13 protein-coding genes and 1 pseudogene are annotated in these 14546 nt (G+C 71.5%); 8 read left to right on the top strand and 6 right to left on the bottom strand.

Annotated features, from left to right (window positions below):
- The 3 genes from A6V29_RS21125 to A6V29_RS19150 form a co-directional block, all read left to right on the top strand.
- A partial coding sequence (locus A6V29_RS21125) for a hypothetical protein (protein WP_170977966.1) occupies positions 1 to 1121 on the top strand: 1121 nt, incomplete at its 5' end.
- Positions 1122 to 1448: 327 nt separating this feature from the next.
- A complete protein-coding gene (locus tag A6V29_RS21120) occupies positions 1449 to 1781 on the top strand; it encodes a hypothetical protein (protein ID WP_170977965.1) in 333 nt (110 codons plus the stop codon).
- Between the two features lie 294 nt (positions 1782 to 2075).
- The gene (locus A6V29_RS19150) at positions 2076 to 3251 is read left to right on the top strand and encodes an NDMA-dependent alcohol dehydrogenase (RefSeq protein ID WP_212719635.1); all 1176 of its coding nucleotides are present in this window, start codon (positions 2076 to 2078) and stop codon (positions 3249 to 3251) included.
- A 773-nt stretch (positions 3252 to 4024) separates the two neighbouring features.
- Here the strand turns inward: A6V29_RS19150 and A6V29_RS19140 are convergent.
- Genes A6V29_RS19140 through A6V29_RS19120 form a run of 5 tightly spaced genes read right to left on the bottom strand, consistent with a single transcriptional unit; the run spans position 4025 to position 10903 of the window.
- Positions 4025 to 5266, bottom strand: a complete 1242-nt coding sequence (locus A6V29_RS19140) for a xanthine dehydrogenase family Fe-S subunit (RefSeq protein ID WP_137161778.1) — start codon at positions 5264 to 5266, stop codon at positions 4025 to 4027.
- Positions 5263 to 6144 carry an FAD binding domain-containing protein gene (locus tag A6V29_RS19135; RefSeq protein WP_137161777.1) on the bottom strand — a complete coding sequence of 294 codons (882 nt, stop codon included), beginning with the start codon at positions 6142 to 6144 and terminating at the stop codon, positions 5263 to 5265. Before A6V29_RS19135 ends, A6V29_RS19140 begins: the two co-directional genes overlap by 4 nt.
- 5 nt (positions 6145 to 6149) lie before the next feature.
- The gene (locus tag A6V29_RS19130) at positions 6150 to 6932 is read right to left on the bottom strand and encodes an enoyl-CoA hydratase/isomerase family protein (protein ID WP_137161776.1); all 783 of its coding nucleotides are present in this window, start codon (positions 6930 to 6932) and stop codon (positions 6150 to 6152) included.
- A gap of 25 nt (positions 6933 to 6957) precedes the next feature.
- On the bottom strand, positions 6958 to 9393 hold the full coding sequence (locus tag A6V29_RS19125; protein ID WP_212719633.1) for a xanthine dehydrogenase family protein molybdopterin-binding subunit: 2436 nt from the start codon (positions 9391 to 9393) through the stop codon (positions 6958 to 6960).
- Positions 9386 to 10903, bottom strand: coding sequence for a class I adenylate-forming enzyme family protein (locus A6V29_RS19120; protein ID WP_137161775.1), 1518 nt, complete (start codon positions 10901 to 10903; stop codon positions 9386 to 9388). Before A6V29_RS19120 ends, A6V29_RS19125 begins: the two co-directional genes overlap by 8 nt.
- Before the next feature lie 72 nt (positions 10904 to 10975).
- On the opposite strand from A6V29_RS19120, the gene A6V29_RS19115 reads away from it, so the two are divergent.
- From A6V29_RS19115 to A6V29_RS19100, 4 genes and pseudogenes are all read left to right on the top strand, one after another.
- A complete protein-coding gene (locus A6V29_RS19115) occupies positions 10976 to 11566 on the top strand; it encodes a PadR family transcriptional regulator (protein ID WP_137161774.1) in 591 nt (196 codons plus the stop codon).
- Positions 11567 to 12032: 466 nt separating this feature from the next.
- Positions 12033 to 12356 (top strand): annotated as a pseudogene (locus tag A6V29_RS19110) (response regulator); the annotation flags it as partial.
- A gap of 61 nt (positions 12357 to 12417) precedes the next feature.
- Positions 12418 to 12816 carry a type II toxin-antitoxin system RelE/ParE family toxin gene (locus A6V29_RS19105; protein WP_137161773.1) on the top strand — a complete coding sequence of 133 codons (399 nt, stop codon included), beginning with the start codon at positions 12418 to 12420 and terminating at the stop codon, positions 12814 to 12816.
- Position 12817: 1 nt separating this feature from the next.
- Entirely contained in the window at positions 12818 to 13135 is a 318-nt protein-coding gene (locus tag A6V29_RS19100; protein WP_137161772.1) for a helix-turn-helix domain-containing protein, read from the top strand.
- A 79-nt stretch (positions 13136 to 13214) separates the two neighbouring features.
- Here the strand turns inward: A6V29_RS19100 and A6V29_RS19095 are convergent, their stop codons facing one another.
- Entirely contained in the window at positions 13215 to 13421 is a 207-nt protein-coding gene (locus A6V29_RS19095; RefSeq protein WP_212719631.1) for a PIN domain-containing protein, read from the bottom strand.
- A gap of 147 nt (positions 13422 to 13568) precedes the next feature.
- Between A6V29_RS19095 and A6V29_RS19090 the strand changes: the two genes are divergently transcribed.
- A complete protein-coding gene (locus tag A6V29_RS19090) occupies positions 13569 to 14513 on the top strand; it encodes a class I SAM-dependent methyltransferase (RefSeq protein ID WP_212719629.1) in 945 nt (314 codons plus the stop codon).
- Positions 14514 to 14546: the final 33 nt, after the last annotated feature.

The following is a 14546-nucleotide window of genomic DNA, read 5'->3' as shown; positions in this document are numbered from 1 at the left end:
AACTTTCGACCGTCGTTGACAAACAGCAGGAATCCACTCCGCTCAAGCTCTCACCGTCGCCGCTGCTCTGGGGGGACGCCGACGCCCTGGCGGCCCGCGCGCGGCACTATGCGGACAGCCTGCTCGTGTCGTGGGAGGTCGCCTGCCTGCTGGCCACGACGCCGCTGCCGATCAGCTGGGTGGCCCAGGTCTTCGACCAACTTCAGTTGCGCACGATGAACGCCCGGGTCCGAGGGCGCGAGGACCGGCTGGTGCAACAGACATGGGCGCTGCTCGCCATGGCCGCCGACGGACTCGCCGGCACCGGCCAACTGCCGGCGCCGCACCTGGCCTGGCGCTGGTGCGACGTCTGCCTGCCGATGACCTCCGTGCCCGCGACGAAGCGCATCTATCACTCAGGCGATCGAGACGATCAGGATGCTCGCATCCGTCGCCAGGCGTACTGGGACGCCGCGGAGGAAGGCGCCGGCACGTCCCATGCCGGAGGCATGCCCGTCGAGCGGTTCATCCCGGGATGGGACGTCCGCCAGGCACTCCGGGAGATCACCGGGGTGGATTGGTGGGGGTCGTCAGGGCGACGCTTCCAGGTCCTCACGCGCCGTAGCCGCCAGCGCCTCCCGGGTCGGGTCCGAGCACCCGAAGCGGACTGGCGCCGAACGATGCTCGACGAGACCGCCAGACGTCTGGCCATTCGTGTGCCCGGCTGGCGGCCTTCCTGGCAGTCCAAGCCGGGCCACATGCGCCGGTGGTTCCTCGCCGGCGACCTGGCACAGCGGTGCCGCTGGCGCGCAGTGACGCTCGCCGGTGACAACGCGCTTCTTGCCGAGCAGCTGGAACGGCGGCTGCTTCGCGACGCGCTCGACCGGTACGTCCTGGGCACCGTGCCTCACGAACTCACCGTGCTCCCAGCGCAGGCCGCCTGGCGCGACTCGGTGCACCGCAGCGCCTGGCCGGTCAGGTCGTGGACCACCAGACCGGACGTCGCCGACGGATCGGTCGCCCACCTGGTGATGCTGGGCTACACCCCGGCGCGTCTCCGTCGCGACGACGGGCTCCGTCACGCCAGCGCTGAGGAGCTGGCCATGGCCGCAGCGCTCACCGGCAGCGCCGTCTTCAGTTGACCTTGCAGGTCGTCCGGCGGTGCCCGACATCTGCTCCCCTGCCGCCAGCCGCTTGACCTCGCCATTCACCACGACGTCAGCCCTTGGTCATGTCACGGCGAAGCGTGTGCGTATGTAGCGTGTCGCCCCTCGGACACAACGACGTAGGATGCGTCCTACCCTGCTTCGGGCGAGAATCCCGCAGATCGGCCGAATCCGAGCGCCGCTGGCGAAACGCCCGGCACAGCTGCGGCCATGCCACGACCCGCACCATCGGCCCCGCCACACGCCCGGCGTCGCGCCGGCCAGTCCGCGCGCACGCGCCGCTCCTCGCTTCATGCGGCCACCGTGCCCGCCGTCGCCGCCCCGGCAGTCGGCCCGTCCCTGCCCGGCGGCTGGGCGTTCGTCGGCAGTGCACCGTCCACCGCGGAGCGAAACGAGCTCTGGCTGAACACCGACCTGCTTCGGGAGCGCAACCAACGTCCGCCGGGCGCCGCCGACTTCAGCCCGCTGCACGCCCACGCCGCCGAGCCGGCGCCGGCCCGCACGGAGCTGACCTTCACCAAGCTGGACGCCAAGGGCCGACTCCCGCTGCCCCTGTGCCCGGTGCTCGACGCGCAGCTGCCGGCCGAACGTGACGGCGGTGTGCTGGTCGTCCGATGCCACTGCCGCCCCCGGTGAGCAGGACGACGGAGCCGGTGAAGTCGAACGACGCAGTAGCCACGAACGGATTCTTGCGGTCGTCACCACGTCACCAACAGCAGCACGACGAATAGGCCGAAGGCCGCCGCTACCTCGGCCTCGACGTCCTCGCCCCACTCCGAGCACACAGCGCTCCCCAGGGGCGGTGCCGCAGGCCCCCAGGTGACGTGTTGACACGAGCACGTCGAGCAGTCGGGCCGCGCCGCCCTTTCCAGGTGTTCCGGATCACTCAGCGACGTGTCACACTCCACTCCGCACGATCTGTTCTAGACCATGCTGAACCCGTTCGTGATCGCGAGCGGGCGATTCGAACTGGAGGCCGCAGGAGTGAAGACGCAGGGCGCAATCATCCGACAGGTACCGGGGCGCTACGAGACGGCGGAACTCGAGCTGGAGGAGGCGGGTCCGGGCGAGCTCACCGTGAAGATGGTGGCCTCGGGGCTGTGCCACACCGACGATCACATCGCCACCGGCGACATGGAGTACGGGATCTACCCGGTCTGCGGCGGTCACGAGGGTGCCGGCGTCGTCGTCCAGGTCGGCGAGGGCGTCCGTGGCTGGTCCGAGGGTGATCACGTCGTCTTCTCCTTCCTGCCGTCCTGCGGGAAGTGCCGCTGGTGCGCGCGGGGCATGCAGAACCTCTGTGACCGTGGTGCCGGGCTGTTGAACGGCTCACGGCTGGACGACCCGGCGAGCTTCCGGATGCGCCTGGACGGGCAGCCGGTCGGGCAGATGTTCGGCATCTCGACCTTCAGCCAGTTCACGACCGTCGACGCGGACAACGCCGTCAAGGTGCCGGTCGACGCGCCGCTGGAGAGCCTCTGCCTGCTCGGATGCGGAGTCGGCACGGGGTGGGGGTCCGCAGTGAACCTCGCCGACATCTACCCCGGGGACACCGTGATCGTGATGGGGATCGGCGGGATCGGCATCAACGCCGTCCAGGGCGCCGCGCACTCCGGCGCGGGTCAGATCATCGCGGTCGACCCGGTGGCGTTCAAGCGCGAGAAGGCGGTGGAGTTCGGCGCCACCCATGTGGCCGAGAACATCGAGGATGCGGCCGAACTGGCCCGCACGTTCACCAACGGTCAGGGAGCCGACGCCACGATCGTCACCGTCGGGGTGACCACCCCCGAGCACGTCTCGCAGGCGTTCGCCTCCATCCGCAAGGCAGGCACGGTGGTCGTGACCGGGGTCGGCGACATCACTCGGACTGACCTGTCGCTGTCCATCGGTGAGCTGACCATCTTCCAGAAGCGCCTGCAGGGGTCGTTGTTCGGCGGCTCGAACCCCACTGCGGACATCCCGTGGCTCGTCGACCTCTACATGCGGGGCCAGCTGAAGCTCGACGAGCTGATCACGCACCGGTACACGCTCGACCAGGTGGCGCAGGGCTACGAAGACATGCACGCAGGCAAGAACATCCGAGGCGTCGTCGTCTTTGACGACTAAGGGGGCCTATCGAGCCCGCTGGTGTCTGGCAGGCTCGGCGCCGGTAGCGGCCGGTGGGTCAGCACTCTCGACGACGGGAACCAGTGGATTCCCGTGCTCAGATCGTGCGCCCACCGGTCGTGACGGGGCCTGATCGCGGCTGGGATGAGGTGTCCCGGAGTTCGCCGGTGAGCACTTGACCATGAGTCCGCTGGCTGTCTCCCTCCGCGCTGCCGAACGCGGAGCCGAGGCCAGAGGGCGCGCGGATGCTGTTCGTGGGTGACGACTGAGCCGAAGACCACCACGACATCGAGGTGCAAGACGAACAGGGCGCCGGCTGGCACGAGGCCGGCTGCCCGAGGGCATCGCCGGGCAGACTCGGGTTGCCTGAAACCCGCCCCCCCCTACGACGAGGACGCCGCCTGGACAACCTCCACACCTGCCACGGCCCGATCCCTCACGCCATGGGATGTCTAGACGGCGGCCGGCCGCCCCCGGTGGGTGCCGGGTACGGCCGACGACCGAAAGCCCTCCGTGCCCTCACACCGACCTCGCCGAGTGCCGGGTGACGGTGCCCGGATCGGTCTGCCAGTAGTCGGGCAGGGCGCTCAGGAGCGGGGACCGCGAGCAGTCGAGCTCACGGATCCCGAGGAGGTGTGGCGTGCCGCGCCGCCCGGAGCCCCCCGCCTGATCACCGACGCGAGCACGATGTGCTTCGGCGACGTCCGGGAACGCACCGATCGGCTGACCAGTGGGCTCCGCTGTGTCGGGCTGGTCGCACCGGCTCGCAGGGCTCAAGATCCACGCCGGCGGGCCCTCCGCTCCTGCAGCGTCGTCCTGACGGCCGCCAACCGCCGCCGGACGGCGTCCCGGACCGCGGCGACGCCGATCGACAGCGCGCCCGGGCCGGCGCCGTCATCCGGCGGCTGACCCGTCCGCGCGGTCTCGTCGAGGGCGTGCGCGAACTGCTCGAACATCCTCTGGCTCACGTCACCGGCCAGCGCGCGGCCGAACTGGGCGATCCGGCCGGAGAGGAACACCGCGGCGTCGGCGCGTAGTTCGGTGCCGCCGTCGGGGGTGGCCGTCGCGCGCAGCCCGATGTCGGCGGCGGTGCGGTTGCCGCCGGTGTCCGCACCCTGGGCCAGCAGTGCCAGCCGGTGCAAGATCTCGTCGCGCTCGGTGATGCGCGCTTGCCCCCGGAACGCCAGCCGCACCGGGCCGAGCGCCACCGTGGCCCGGCCCCGGTAGCGATCGTCGCCGAGGTCCTCGGTCATCTCCGCACCCGGCAGGCAGCGGGCCAGCCGGTGCACGTCGGTCATGACCGCCCAGATGCCGTCGAGCGGGCTGGTCAGCAGCCGGGTGACCTCGACGGTGATGGTGGGGGTGCCGGTCGGCCGGGTGATGTCGGTGGGCACCGCCTCCTCGGCGTCCCCCACCGGCGCCGCTTCCGGAGCTGCCGCGGTGGCGGCGCCGCCGCGGCCGACGAGGGTGCGCGGCGCGCAGTTGTGAGGTGCCGGCACCCCCTCGGGGTGCGCCTCGGCGACGTCGGCGACCGCCGCGAGGATGCCGCGGTAGCCGGTGCACCGACAGATCACCCCGGACAGCTCCTCCGGCAAGCGCTCGTCGTCGACGCCCGGCTCGTGCGTGAGCAAGTCATAGGAGCTCATCAGGAAGCCCGGCGTGCAGAAGCCGCACTGCAGCGCGTGGTGGTGGCTGAAGGCCTGCTGCAGCGGGTGCTGGTCGTCCTGGGTGCCCAGCCCCTCGACCGTGACCACGTCGGTGCCCTCGGCCTGCACGGCGAAGACCAGGCAGGCGCGGGCGGCGTCGCCGTCGACGAGCACCGTGCACATGCCGCACACGCCGTGCTCGCAGCCCAGGTGCGTGCCGGTCAGGCCGAGGTGTTGGCGCAGCGCGTCGGCCAGGTGCATGCGGGCCGGAACCCGGATCGTCACGGGCGTTCCGTTCACCGTGAACGAGACGTCGATCAGCTCGTCCGCGGCGGCCTTCACCGCGCGCTGGTGCTCGGTGGTGGTCATGAGGTGCTCTCCGTTGCTCGGCGGTTGGCGCGGGCCAGCTCCCGGGCCGCGAGGACGGCGAACAGCCGCCGCCGGTAGCCCTGCGAGCCGTGGGCGTCCCCCGCCGTGTCGACCATCACCCGGGCCAGCTCCTCGGTGCCGGGGCGCAGCGCGGTCTCGACGTCGGCCTCCCCGGCCGCGGCCCGGACCAGCTCGGTGACGTCGCGGGTGACCGGGCGGTCGGAGACGCCGAAGCCGGAGAGCACCGCGTCGGCGACGGAGCCGTCCCGGGAACGGACCCGGGTGACGACGCCGGCCAGCGCGAAGTCGCCGTGCCGGCGGGCCAGCTCGGCGAAGCCGAAGCCCTCCCCCGGCCCGGCCGCCGGGAACTCCACGGCCGAGAGAATCTCGTCCGGGCCGACCGCGGTGGTCATCGCGCCCTGGAAGAAGTCGGCCGCGCGCACGGTGCGCCGGCCGCTGGGTCCGGTGATCTCCAGGGTCGCACCCAGGCAGAGAGCGACGGCGGGCAACTCGGCGCCCGGGTCGGCGTGCGCCAGGCTGCCGCAGACCGTGCCGCGGCTGCGCAGCTCGCGGTGCCCCACGAAGGGCAGCGCCAGCCCGAGCAGCGGCACGGCGGCTGCCGCGGAACTGCGCTCCACGTGCCGCTGCCGGACCGTGGCACCGATCCGCAGGGCGCCCTTGCGGCGCTCGAACCCGTCGAGGCCGGCGACGGCGTTGATGTCGACGAGGGTGCCCGGCCGGCCCAGGCGCATCGCCAGGACCGGCACCAGGGATTGCCCCCCGGCCAGCACCTTGCCGTCACCGTCGGTCGCGGCCAGCTCGGCGACGGCGTCGTCCAGCGTGGCCGGGCGCACGTAGGCGAACGGGGCCGGCTTCACTCAGCTCACCGCCCGACGAAGTCGGGCTTGCGCTTCTCGCCGAACGCCCTGACGCCCTCGGCGAAGTCCTGCGTCGCCCGCAGCATCGCGTAGGCCTTCCGCTCCAGCTCGATGCCGGTGTACAGCGGGCCGTCGATGCCCCGGTCGAGCACCTCCTTGCCGGTCTGCAGCGCGATCGGCGAGAAGCCGAGCAGCTTGGTCACCAGCTTCTCCACGCCCTCGTTGAGAGCGTCGCGGTCGGCGAAGAGCTCCTCGGAGACCAGGCCCCAGTCGAGCGCGTCCTGCGCCTGGATCCGGGTGGCGGTCAGGATGTGGTATTTCGCCCGGGAGAGGCCGATGAGCCGGGACAGCCGCTGGGTGCCGCCGCTGCCGGGGATCATCCCGAGGTTCATCTCCGGCAGCGCGAACTGGCTGCGGTCGGTGGCCAGCCGGATGTCGCAGGAGAGCGCGAGCTCGAGGCCGACGCCGAAGCAGTAGCCGTCGATGGCCGCGATGACCGGCTTGCCGCTGCGCGCCGGGGCGGTGATGTCCTGGCCCAGGTGCGAGAGGTCGATCGGGTCGACCTCCATGAACCCGGCGATGTCACCGCCGGAGGTGAAGTGCTTGCCATCGGACCGGATGACGACGGCGCGCACCCGCTCGTCCCGGTCGATCTCGGCGAAGCGCTCGGCCATCCTGGCCCGCATCTCCATCGTGACGACGGTGTAGCCACCGTGGGAGAGGGTCAGGTAGGCGACCTGGCCGTCGTGGCCGTAATCGAGCAGGACGTCGCCACCGGTCGTGGGCATGCGGGAGCTCCTCGGTTGAAGGGAGTCAGGCCGGACGGCGGGCGCCGTCGAGCAGGTCGAACAGGACGTTGCCGTGCACCGGCAGCCGGTCGATGGCCAGGCCGTGCGGGGACAGCGCGTCGGTGACCGCGTTGGCCACGGCCACCGGGAAACTCATCGAGCTGCCCTCGCCGCTGCCCTTCGCCCCGAGCGGGGTCAGCGGCGACGGCGTCACCACGTGGTCGGTCACCAGGGGGAACCCGGCCTCCGCGGTGGTCGGGCAGAGGTAGTCCAGGAAGGTCGCCGCCGTCGGCTGGCCGCCCGCCGAGTAGGTGAACTCCTCGTACATCGCCCCGCCGAGGGCCTGGGTGAGCGCGCCGTGGACCTGGCCGTCGAACAGTGTCTGGTTGAGCACGGTGCCGGCGTCGTGCACCGAGGAGACCCGCTCGATGGTGATCTCGAGGGTGTCGGGGTCGATCCGCACGGCGACGAGCTCGGCGACGAAGCCGTAGCAGAGGCTGGAGTTGATCCGCTCGTCGCGGGTGGCCGCACGCAACTCGCGCGGAGCGAAGGCTGCCTCCTCGTAGAGCCGGGCCGGGGTGCCTTCGGGCAGCGCGCCGGGATCCCAGTGCACGACGCCGGCGGCGTGCCGGAAGAGCACGGACCGGTCGGGGTCACCGGCCACTCGGACCGCGCCGTCGGCGAGCTCGAGCTGCTCGGGTGGGGTCTCGAGCAGCACGCTGCCGGCGGCCTTCACCGTGCCGGCGATCCGGTCGCAGGCCGCGACGACGGCGCTGGTGACCAGCGGCGCGAAGCGGGAGGAGTAGCTGCCCGAGGTGACCGTCCACGGGGTGGTCGCGGTGTCCATCTCGATGACGACGCGGACCTGCTCCTCGGGCAGCCCGAGCCGCCGGGCGGCGACCTGCCGCGCGGTGGTGGCGTGCCCCTGGCCCTGCGGGACGCTGCCGAGCAGCACGGTGACGATGCCCTGGAGGTCGACGCTGACCCGGACGTGCTCGGTGGATCCGGACTTGTCGCGGCCGGGCTTGCGGTCGGCGGCGGGCGTGGCCAGCCCGACGTAGCCGATGTTGGTGCCGGAGGGGTCGACGACCGCGGCCAGGCCGATGCCGTAGAGCTCGCCGCGCTCCCGGGCCTCCGCCTGCCGGCGTCGCAGCTCGTCGAGGTCGGCGTTGCGCACCGCGAGGCGGATGGCCTCCTCGTAGTTGCCGGAGTCGTAGACGCCGCCGGTCGGTGTCTCGTACGGGAAGGCGTCGGCAGGCACCAGGTTGCGGCAGCGTGCCTCGACGACGTCGAGCGCGGTCGCCCTGGCGACGTCGTCCATCAGCCGTTCCAGTCCGAAGTACAGCTGCTGGCCGCCGAAGCCGCGGTTGAGCCCGGTGGGCATGGTGCTGGTGACGACGGCGCGGGCGCGAATCTGCACGGCCGGGATCCGGTAGGCGCCGGTGATGTTGCCGTAACAGCGGTAGAGCGTGCTGGGCTCCGGCGGGCGCATGTAGGCGCCGACGTTGTCGACGAGGTCAGCGCGCAGCGCGGTGATCCGGCCGTCGTCGTCGACGGCGGCCTCGAACTGCATCATCCGGTCGGCCCCGGTGGAGCTGGCGAGCAGGTGCTCGACCCGGTCCTCCGACCAGCGCACCGGTGTCCGGGCGTACTTGGAGGCCAGCGCCAGCAGGACGACGTAGGGATAGATGCCCGCCTTGATGCCGAAGCTGCCACCGATGTCGGCCGGCACGTGCAGCCGCACCCGGGAGGTCGGGATGCCCAGTGCCCCCGCCATGACCGGGACCATCGTGAACGGGCCGTGGAAGTTGGCCCAGGCCTCGACCGCGGGACCGGCCGGGTCGTCGGTCCAGTTCGCGACGACGGAGTAGCACTCCATCGGCACCGAGGAGTAGCGCGGAAAGTCGTAGGTGCCCGTGACGACCTGGGCGGCCTCGGCGAAGGCGCGGTCCACCTCGCCGAAGGTGAAGGTGCGATCGGTGGCGACGTTCGAGCCCTGGTCGTCGTGCAGCAGCGGGGCGTCCTGGGCCAGTGCGGCGCGGACGCCGACGACGGGGTCGAGCAGCTCGTACTCGACGTCGACGAGCTCGGCGGCGTCCTCGGCGATGAACCGGTCGCCGGCGACGACGACCGCCACCGGCTCGCCCACGTAGCGGACCTTGTCGGTGCCGGTCGGGAAGTACGGCATCCGGGTGGTCACCGACAGCGGGAAGGGCCTGAGCTCGGCGGCCACCTCCTCCGGCCCGATGACGGCGGCGACGCCGGGATGCCGGCGGGCACGGGACAGGTCCACCCTGCGGATCCGGGCGTGTGGGTGGGGGCTGCGGACGATCGCCGCGGTCAACGTGCCCGGCAGCGGGTCCAGGTCGTCGAGGAACCTCCCCTGCCCGGTGACCAGCGGGGCGTCCTCGATGCGGGTGGGGGTCCAGCGCGGGACGGTGTCGGTGTCGACGTCAGGCACGGGAGCTCCCGGGATCGAGTGCGGCCAGGGACTCGTACTCCCCGGCGGTCAGTGCGCGACGGAGGGTCTTGCCGACGGCGGAGCGGGGAATGGCGCTGATCGCCACGACGCGCTTGGGCCGCTTCAGCGACGGGAGGTGGGTCGTCGCGTAGTCCTGCAGCTCGCGCACGACGTGGTCGGGGGCGCGGCCGTCGGCGGGGACGACGAACGCGGTGACCACGCTGCCCCAGCGCTCGTCCGGCATCCCGACGACGCAGACGTCCGCGACGGCCGGGCAGCGCACGAGGGCGGCCTCGATCTCGTCGGGGTAGATGTTCTCGCCGCCTGAGTTGATCATGTCGTCGACCCGGCCGGAGACCCGCAGGTCGCCGTCCTCGTCGGCGGTGGCGAGGTCGCCGGTGAAGTACCAGCCCTCGCGGATCGACTTCTCGTCGGCGTCCGGGCGGCGCCAGTAGCCGCCGAACGCCTCGGGGCTGGCCATGCTGGCGATGACCTGGCCCTGCTCCCCCGGACCGACCAGCGCCTCGGGCGCGGCGCCGACGACGGGCTCGACCAGCCGGACGCGGGAGAACAGCCCGGCGCGGCCGGCGCAGCCGGGCTTGCGCAGCCCGTCGGGGCCGATGGTGAAGGTGTAGATCTCGGTGCTGCCGTAGTGGTTGACCAGCACCTGCGGATTGAGCGCCTCGGCGAGCTGCTCGGCGAGGGCCGGGGTCATCGCCGCGCCGGCGTAGGCCAGGCGGTCGACCCCGGTGGCGGCGAAGCCGTCCTCGCGCAGCAGCGACCAGTAGATGGTGGGCACCAGGTACAGCGAGCTGACCTGCTCTTCCCGGATCAGCTGCACGGACTCGGCCGCGTCGAACCGCACCTGGGGCACCCAGGTGCCACCGCAGACGATGCTGGCCAGCAGCGTACGCAACCCCATCGTGTGGAACATCGGCATGACTCCGAGGACGACCTCGCCGTGCCGCAGCTGGGTCTGCACCAGGTGGGCGACCGCAGCGGTGTGCTCGGCGCGGTGCGACCGCGGCACGCCCTTGGGCCGGCCGGTCGTGCCGGAGGTGTAGAGCATGACGCTGATGTCGGACTCGTCGGGCGGGTCGCCGAGGGCACCGTCCGGCTGCCCGTCCACGGCCAGCTCCCCCACGTCGCGGTGCTGCGTCGAGATCCCGGCCTTCTCCGCCGTCGGAGCCGTGGTCTCGTCGGTGACCAGCAGTGCTGCCTCGGCGTCACCGAGGCAGTAGCCGAGTTCCTCGGGACCGAGGCGCGTCGACAGCGGGACGCTGACGGCCCCGAGCTTCTGGGCAGCCAGGTGCAGGCTGGCCAGGGGCTCGCCGCCGGCCAGGAAGAGCCCGACCCGGTCGCCACGCCGGACCCCGAGATCGGCCAGGGCACGGGCGAGCTGGTTGGTGCGCGCGTCCCATTGGCGGTACGACATGGGCCGGGGGCCACCGACCGCCCGGCGGTCCGGATGGCGCTCCGCGGTCCACGACAGGGCGGTGGCGAGGTCCATGCGTGACCCTCCGAAAGCCGATCGCCGATGATCTGTATTGGACCATACAGACCGGAAGATTAAGCTGGCAACGTGGCGTCCGAACGGCTCTCCCCGACCTCCTACGTGGTGCTCGGGACGATCGGGTTGCGCGGGCCGTCCACGTCCTACGACCTCAAGCGGGCGGTCAACCGGTCGATCGGCTACTTCTGGACGTTCCCCCACGCTGCCCTGTACTCGGAGCCGCAGCGGCTCGAGCAGATGGGGCTGTTGACCGCCTCCAGCGAGCAGGAAGGCCGCCGGCGGCGGACCTACTCGCTCACCGAGGAGGGGCTGCGGGAGCTGCGCGCCTGGCTGGCCGCGCCGACCAACGAACACTTCCAGATGCGCGACGTCGCTGAGCTGAAGCTCTTCTTCCACGAGCTCGGGGAGCCCGGGAACGTGGCGCGGCTGGCGCGCGAGCAGATCGCCGCACACACCGAGCGGATCGCGGTCTACGAAGACATGCAGCGGCGGTACGGCGACGTTCGCGGCGTCGCCCCGCGCATGGTCACGCTCCGGCTCGGCCTGGAGATGGAGCACGCGGCGCTGCGGTTCTGGACCGCGTTGGAGAAGGACCCCGACGCGTGGCTGCCCCCGGCGCCCGGCGACGCGGCCGCCGGGGGTAGGTCAACGACGCGGTAGCCGCGCGCGACTGCCCGGGCCGACGAGCGCCACGGCCCGGCCGATGGCAGAGATGACCCGAGGGCGGCCGTGGTTGGCCACCAGTGTTCGGCCGCCTGGCGCCGTCCGCATTCCCCCGTCGGGTGCGCCGTCAGCGATCTCGTCCGCCCGGCCGAGAAGACCGCGACCGGTAGTCGCTCCTCTCCCAGGGCCTTCCGCGCCTGGACGACCTGGCCGGCGAGGCGGCAGGAAAACCGCTCTGGGTGCCGTCGAGGTTGCTGAGCACGAGCGCCGAGTCACGCACAAGGTCAAGCGCCAGCAGTCCGCGAGCTGCCCGGTAGGCGCGGAGCGCGGCCACGGTGCCCGCATCGAGGTCGACGACACGTGACCGACCCGTCTTGGTCGGGCCCTCGACCAGGCGTTCGCCGGAGCCCGGCCTGAGCGCCGTTCTCATCGCTTCCTCATCGCGGGGTGCCAAGCTCCGGGCATGCGCGTTCTGGTCGTCGAGGACTCCGGCAACATGCGCGACGTCCTCACCCGCGGCCTGACCGAGGCCGGCTACGCCGTCGACGCGGTCGGCGACGGGCCGGCGGGGCTGACCTACGCGTCGACCGGTGCGTACGACGCGATCGTGCTCGACGTGATGCTGCCCGGCATGGACGGATTCGGAGTGTGCCGGTCCATGAGGGACCGGAAGGTGTGGACGCCGGTGCTCATGCTGACCGCCCGCGACGCCGTTCCCGACCGGGTGCACGGGCTGGACACCGGCGCCGACGACTACCTCGTCAAGCCGTTCGCGTTCACCGAGCTCCTGAGCCGGCTCCGCGCCCTGCAGCGCCGCGGCGCGCCTCCTCGGCCCGCGGTCCTGCGGTGTGGCCCGCTCACCCTGGACCCCGCGGCCCGCGTGGTGCAGCGCCAGGGCGAGTCGATCGAGCTCTCGGGACGCGTGGTTCCTAGGGCTCGACGGCAGGACCGCCGAACTCGTCACTGCAGCCATCGACCTGCTCGAAACGGAGGGACCGACGCTCGGGCGGCCGGTGGTCGACAGGGTCAAAGGCAGCGCCCAGCACAACATGAAGGAACTACGGCCCGGATCCACCGGACGTACGGAGGTGAGGATCTTGTTCGTCTTCGACCCCGAGCGGAAGGCAGTCCTGCTGGTCGCCGGAGACAAGGCAGGCCGCTGGAAAGACTGGTACCGCATCAACATTCCGGTCGCGGAGGCCCGCTACGAGCAGTGGTTGGCCGGCGACCGATCAGAGGAGGTCTGACATGGCCAGGAATTGGAAGGACGTGCGAGCGGACGCCGTCAGCACTGGTCTAGTAGACGAGGAGCGCGTCACGCATGCCACGAGGGCCCTCGCCGATGCGGCGCAGGCCCAGCGACTCGCCGACATACGCAAGGCGCAGGCACTCAATCAGCAGACGTTGGCGAAGCGGATGAAGGTCAGCCAAGCGCGCATCAGCAAGATCGAACACGGCACGCTCAGCCACACCGAGGTGGGAACACTCGAGTCCTACGTTGAGGCTCTCGGGGGCAGGCTGCGTGTCGTCGCCGAGTTCGACAACGAGAGCATTGCCCTGCACTGACACCCTCGGAGCCGCCTTGGTTTCGAGCACGGATGCGAGTTCGCGGACACCAGAGCTCTCGGTGCGCAGCGCTCGAGGCTCAGAAGCTGCTGGCTCCGATCTTTTTCGCGATCGCGTCGTCGGTGGGTAGGTACTCGTACGCCTCTCGGCGGTCCGCACGCACCTGCTCGTATTCGGCCGGGCTGCGGGCGCTGTCGAGCGCCTCGGCATCGACGGTCGCGCACGTGGCGACCAGGCCGCCAGTGATGAGCGGCTCCAAGCGGTCCGCAACGGCGACCACGCGCATCCGGGCCGCCGCGCTCCGTTCGGCGTCGCCTTGGTGGGCAGGAGAAGGGTCTGGACGTGACGCACCAGCGGGCGACACCATCGACCCGTAGCGGAGCACGAGGCTCCTGAGGTTCAGGCCCCTGTCGAGCCGAATCGTCGAGCTGGGGTGGGAAAACCGGCGCCGTCCGCCGACTACTTCTTCTCTACAGATGCCACTCCGGCTGAGGAGCGAGGAGGCGATGGCCATGTCTCTCGAGTCCTTCGCCCGAGATTCCGGGAGTCCTCGATGACTACCGCCGTCGCCGAGCACTGGGCCAGCGGGGATGTCTACGGTCGGATCGTCGCCGCGCTCCATGCGGCGGGGAAGTCGCTCGACGCGCTGACCATCGAGGACCTCGCCCCGGTCGACCACTTCCACGCTCGCGGGTTACCGGCCACGAGCGAGCTCGGCGACTCCCTACCCGTGAGGGCCGGGGACCACCTGCTCGACATCGGTTGCGGACTCGGGGGGCCGGCTCGCTACTTCGCCCGGCGCTTCGGTTGCCGGGTCAGCGGCATCGACGTGACCGGGCCATTCATCGACGCCGGTCGGCGGCTGACGGAGTTGCTCGGGATGGGGGCAGTGGTCGACCTGCAACAGGGGGACGGTCAGGCCCTGCCATTCGGCGACGGAACGTTCGACGGCGGCTACGCCCAGCACGTCACGATGAACGTGCCGGACCGGCCCTCGTTCTTCGGTGAGGCCTGGCGGGTGATCCGACCTGGTGGGTTCTTCGCGATCACGGAACACGGCCGAGGAGACGCCGGTCCGGCGTACCACCCGGTGCCGTGGTCGGAGGACGGCCGGGGGGAGTTCCTCGTGACTCCCGAGGAGACCGTAGAACTGCTCGGCGCCGCGGGTTTCATGGACATCGACGTCACCGACACCGGCCAGGACTACCTGCAGGGATATCGGGCGGCCCTGGCAGTGGCGGAGCGTGGCGAACTGCCGGCCCTCGACGTGCATCTGCTCCTGGGGCCTGGGGCTGCTGAGAAGTGGCGCAACGCGGCCCGCAACATCGAGGAGGGCCGCACGCACCCGGTGAGCGTGATCTGCCGCAAGCCAGGATGAGGTCGCCTACGAGGCCGCCCGCATCCGATGACG

Origin of the sequence: Blastococcus sp. CCUG 61487, assembly GCF_005222955.1 — a bacterium.
GTDB lineage: Bacteria > Actinomycetota > Actinomycetes > Mycobacteriales > Geodermatophilaceae > Blastococcus.
Note: the sequence above shows the minus strand (reverse complement) of the source record. Positions and strands in the feature narration are given on the sequence as shown.

Coding starts and splice junctions, on each gene's coding strand:
- A6V29_RS19130 (WP_137161776.1), bottom strand. CDS start 6,932: ATGCCCACGACCGGTGGCGACGTCCTGCTCGATTACGGCCACGACGGC.
- A6V29_RS19150 (WP_212719635.1), top strand. CDS start 2,076: ATGCTGAACCCGTTCGTGATCGCGAGCGGGCGATTCGAACTGGAGGCC.
- A6V29_RS19140 (WP_137161778.1), bottom strand. CDS start 5,266: ATGACCACCACCGAGCACCAGCGCGCGGTGAAGGCCGCCGCGGACGAG.
- A6V29_RS19120 (WP_137161775.1), bottom strand. CDS start 10,903: ATGGACCTCGCCACCGCCCTGTCGTGGACCGCGGAGCGCCATCCGGAC.
- A6V29_RS19095 (WP_212719631.1), bottom strand. CDS start 13,421: ATGCGCGTGGTCGCCGTTGCGGACCGCTTGGAGCCGCTCATCACTGGC.
- A6V29_RS19100 (WP_137161772.1), top strand. CDS start 12,818: ATGGCCAGGAATTGGAAGGACGTGCGAGCGGACGCCGTCAGCACTGGT.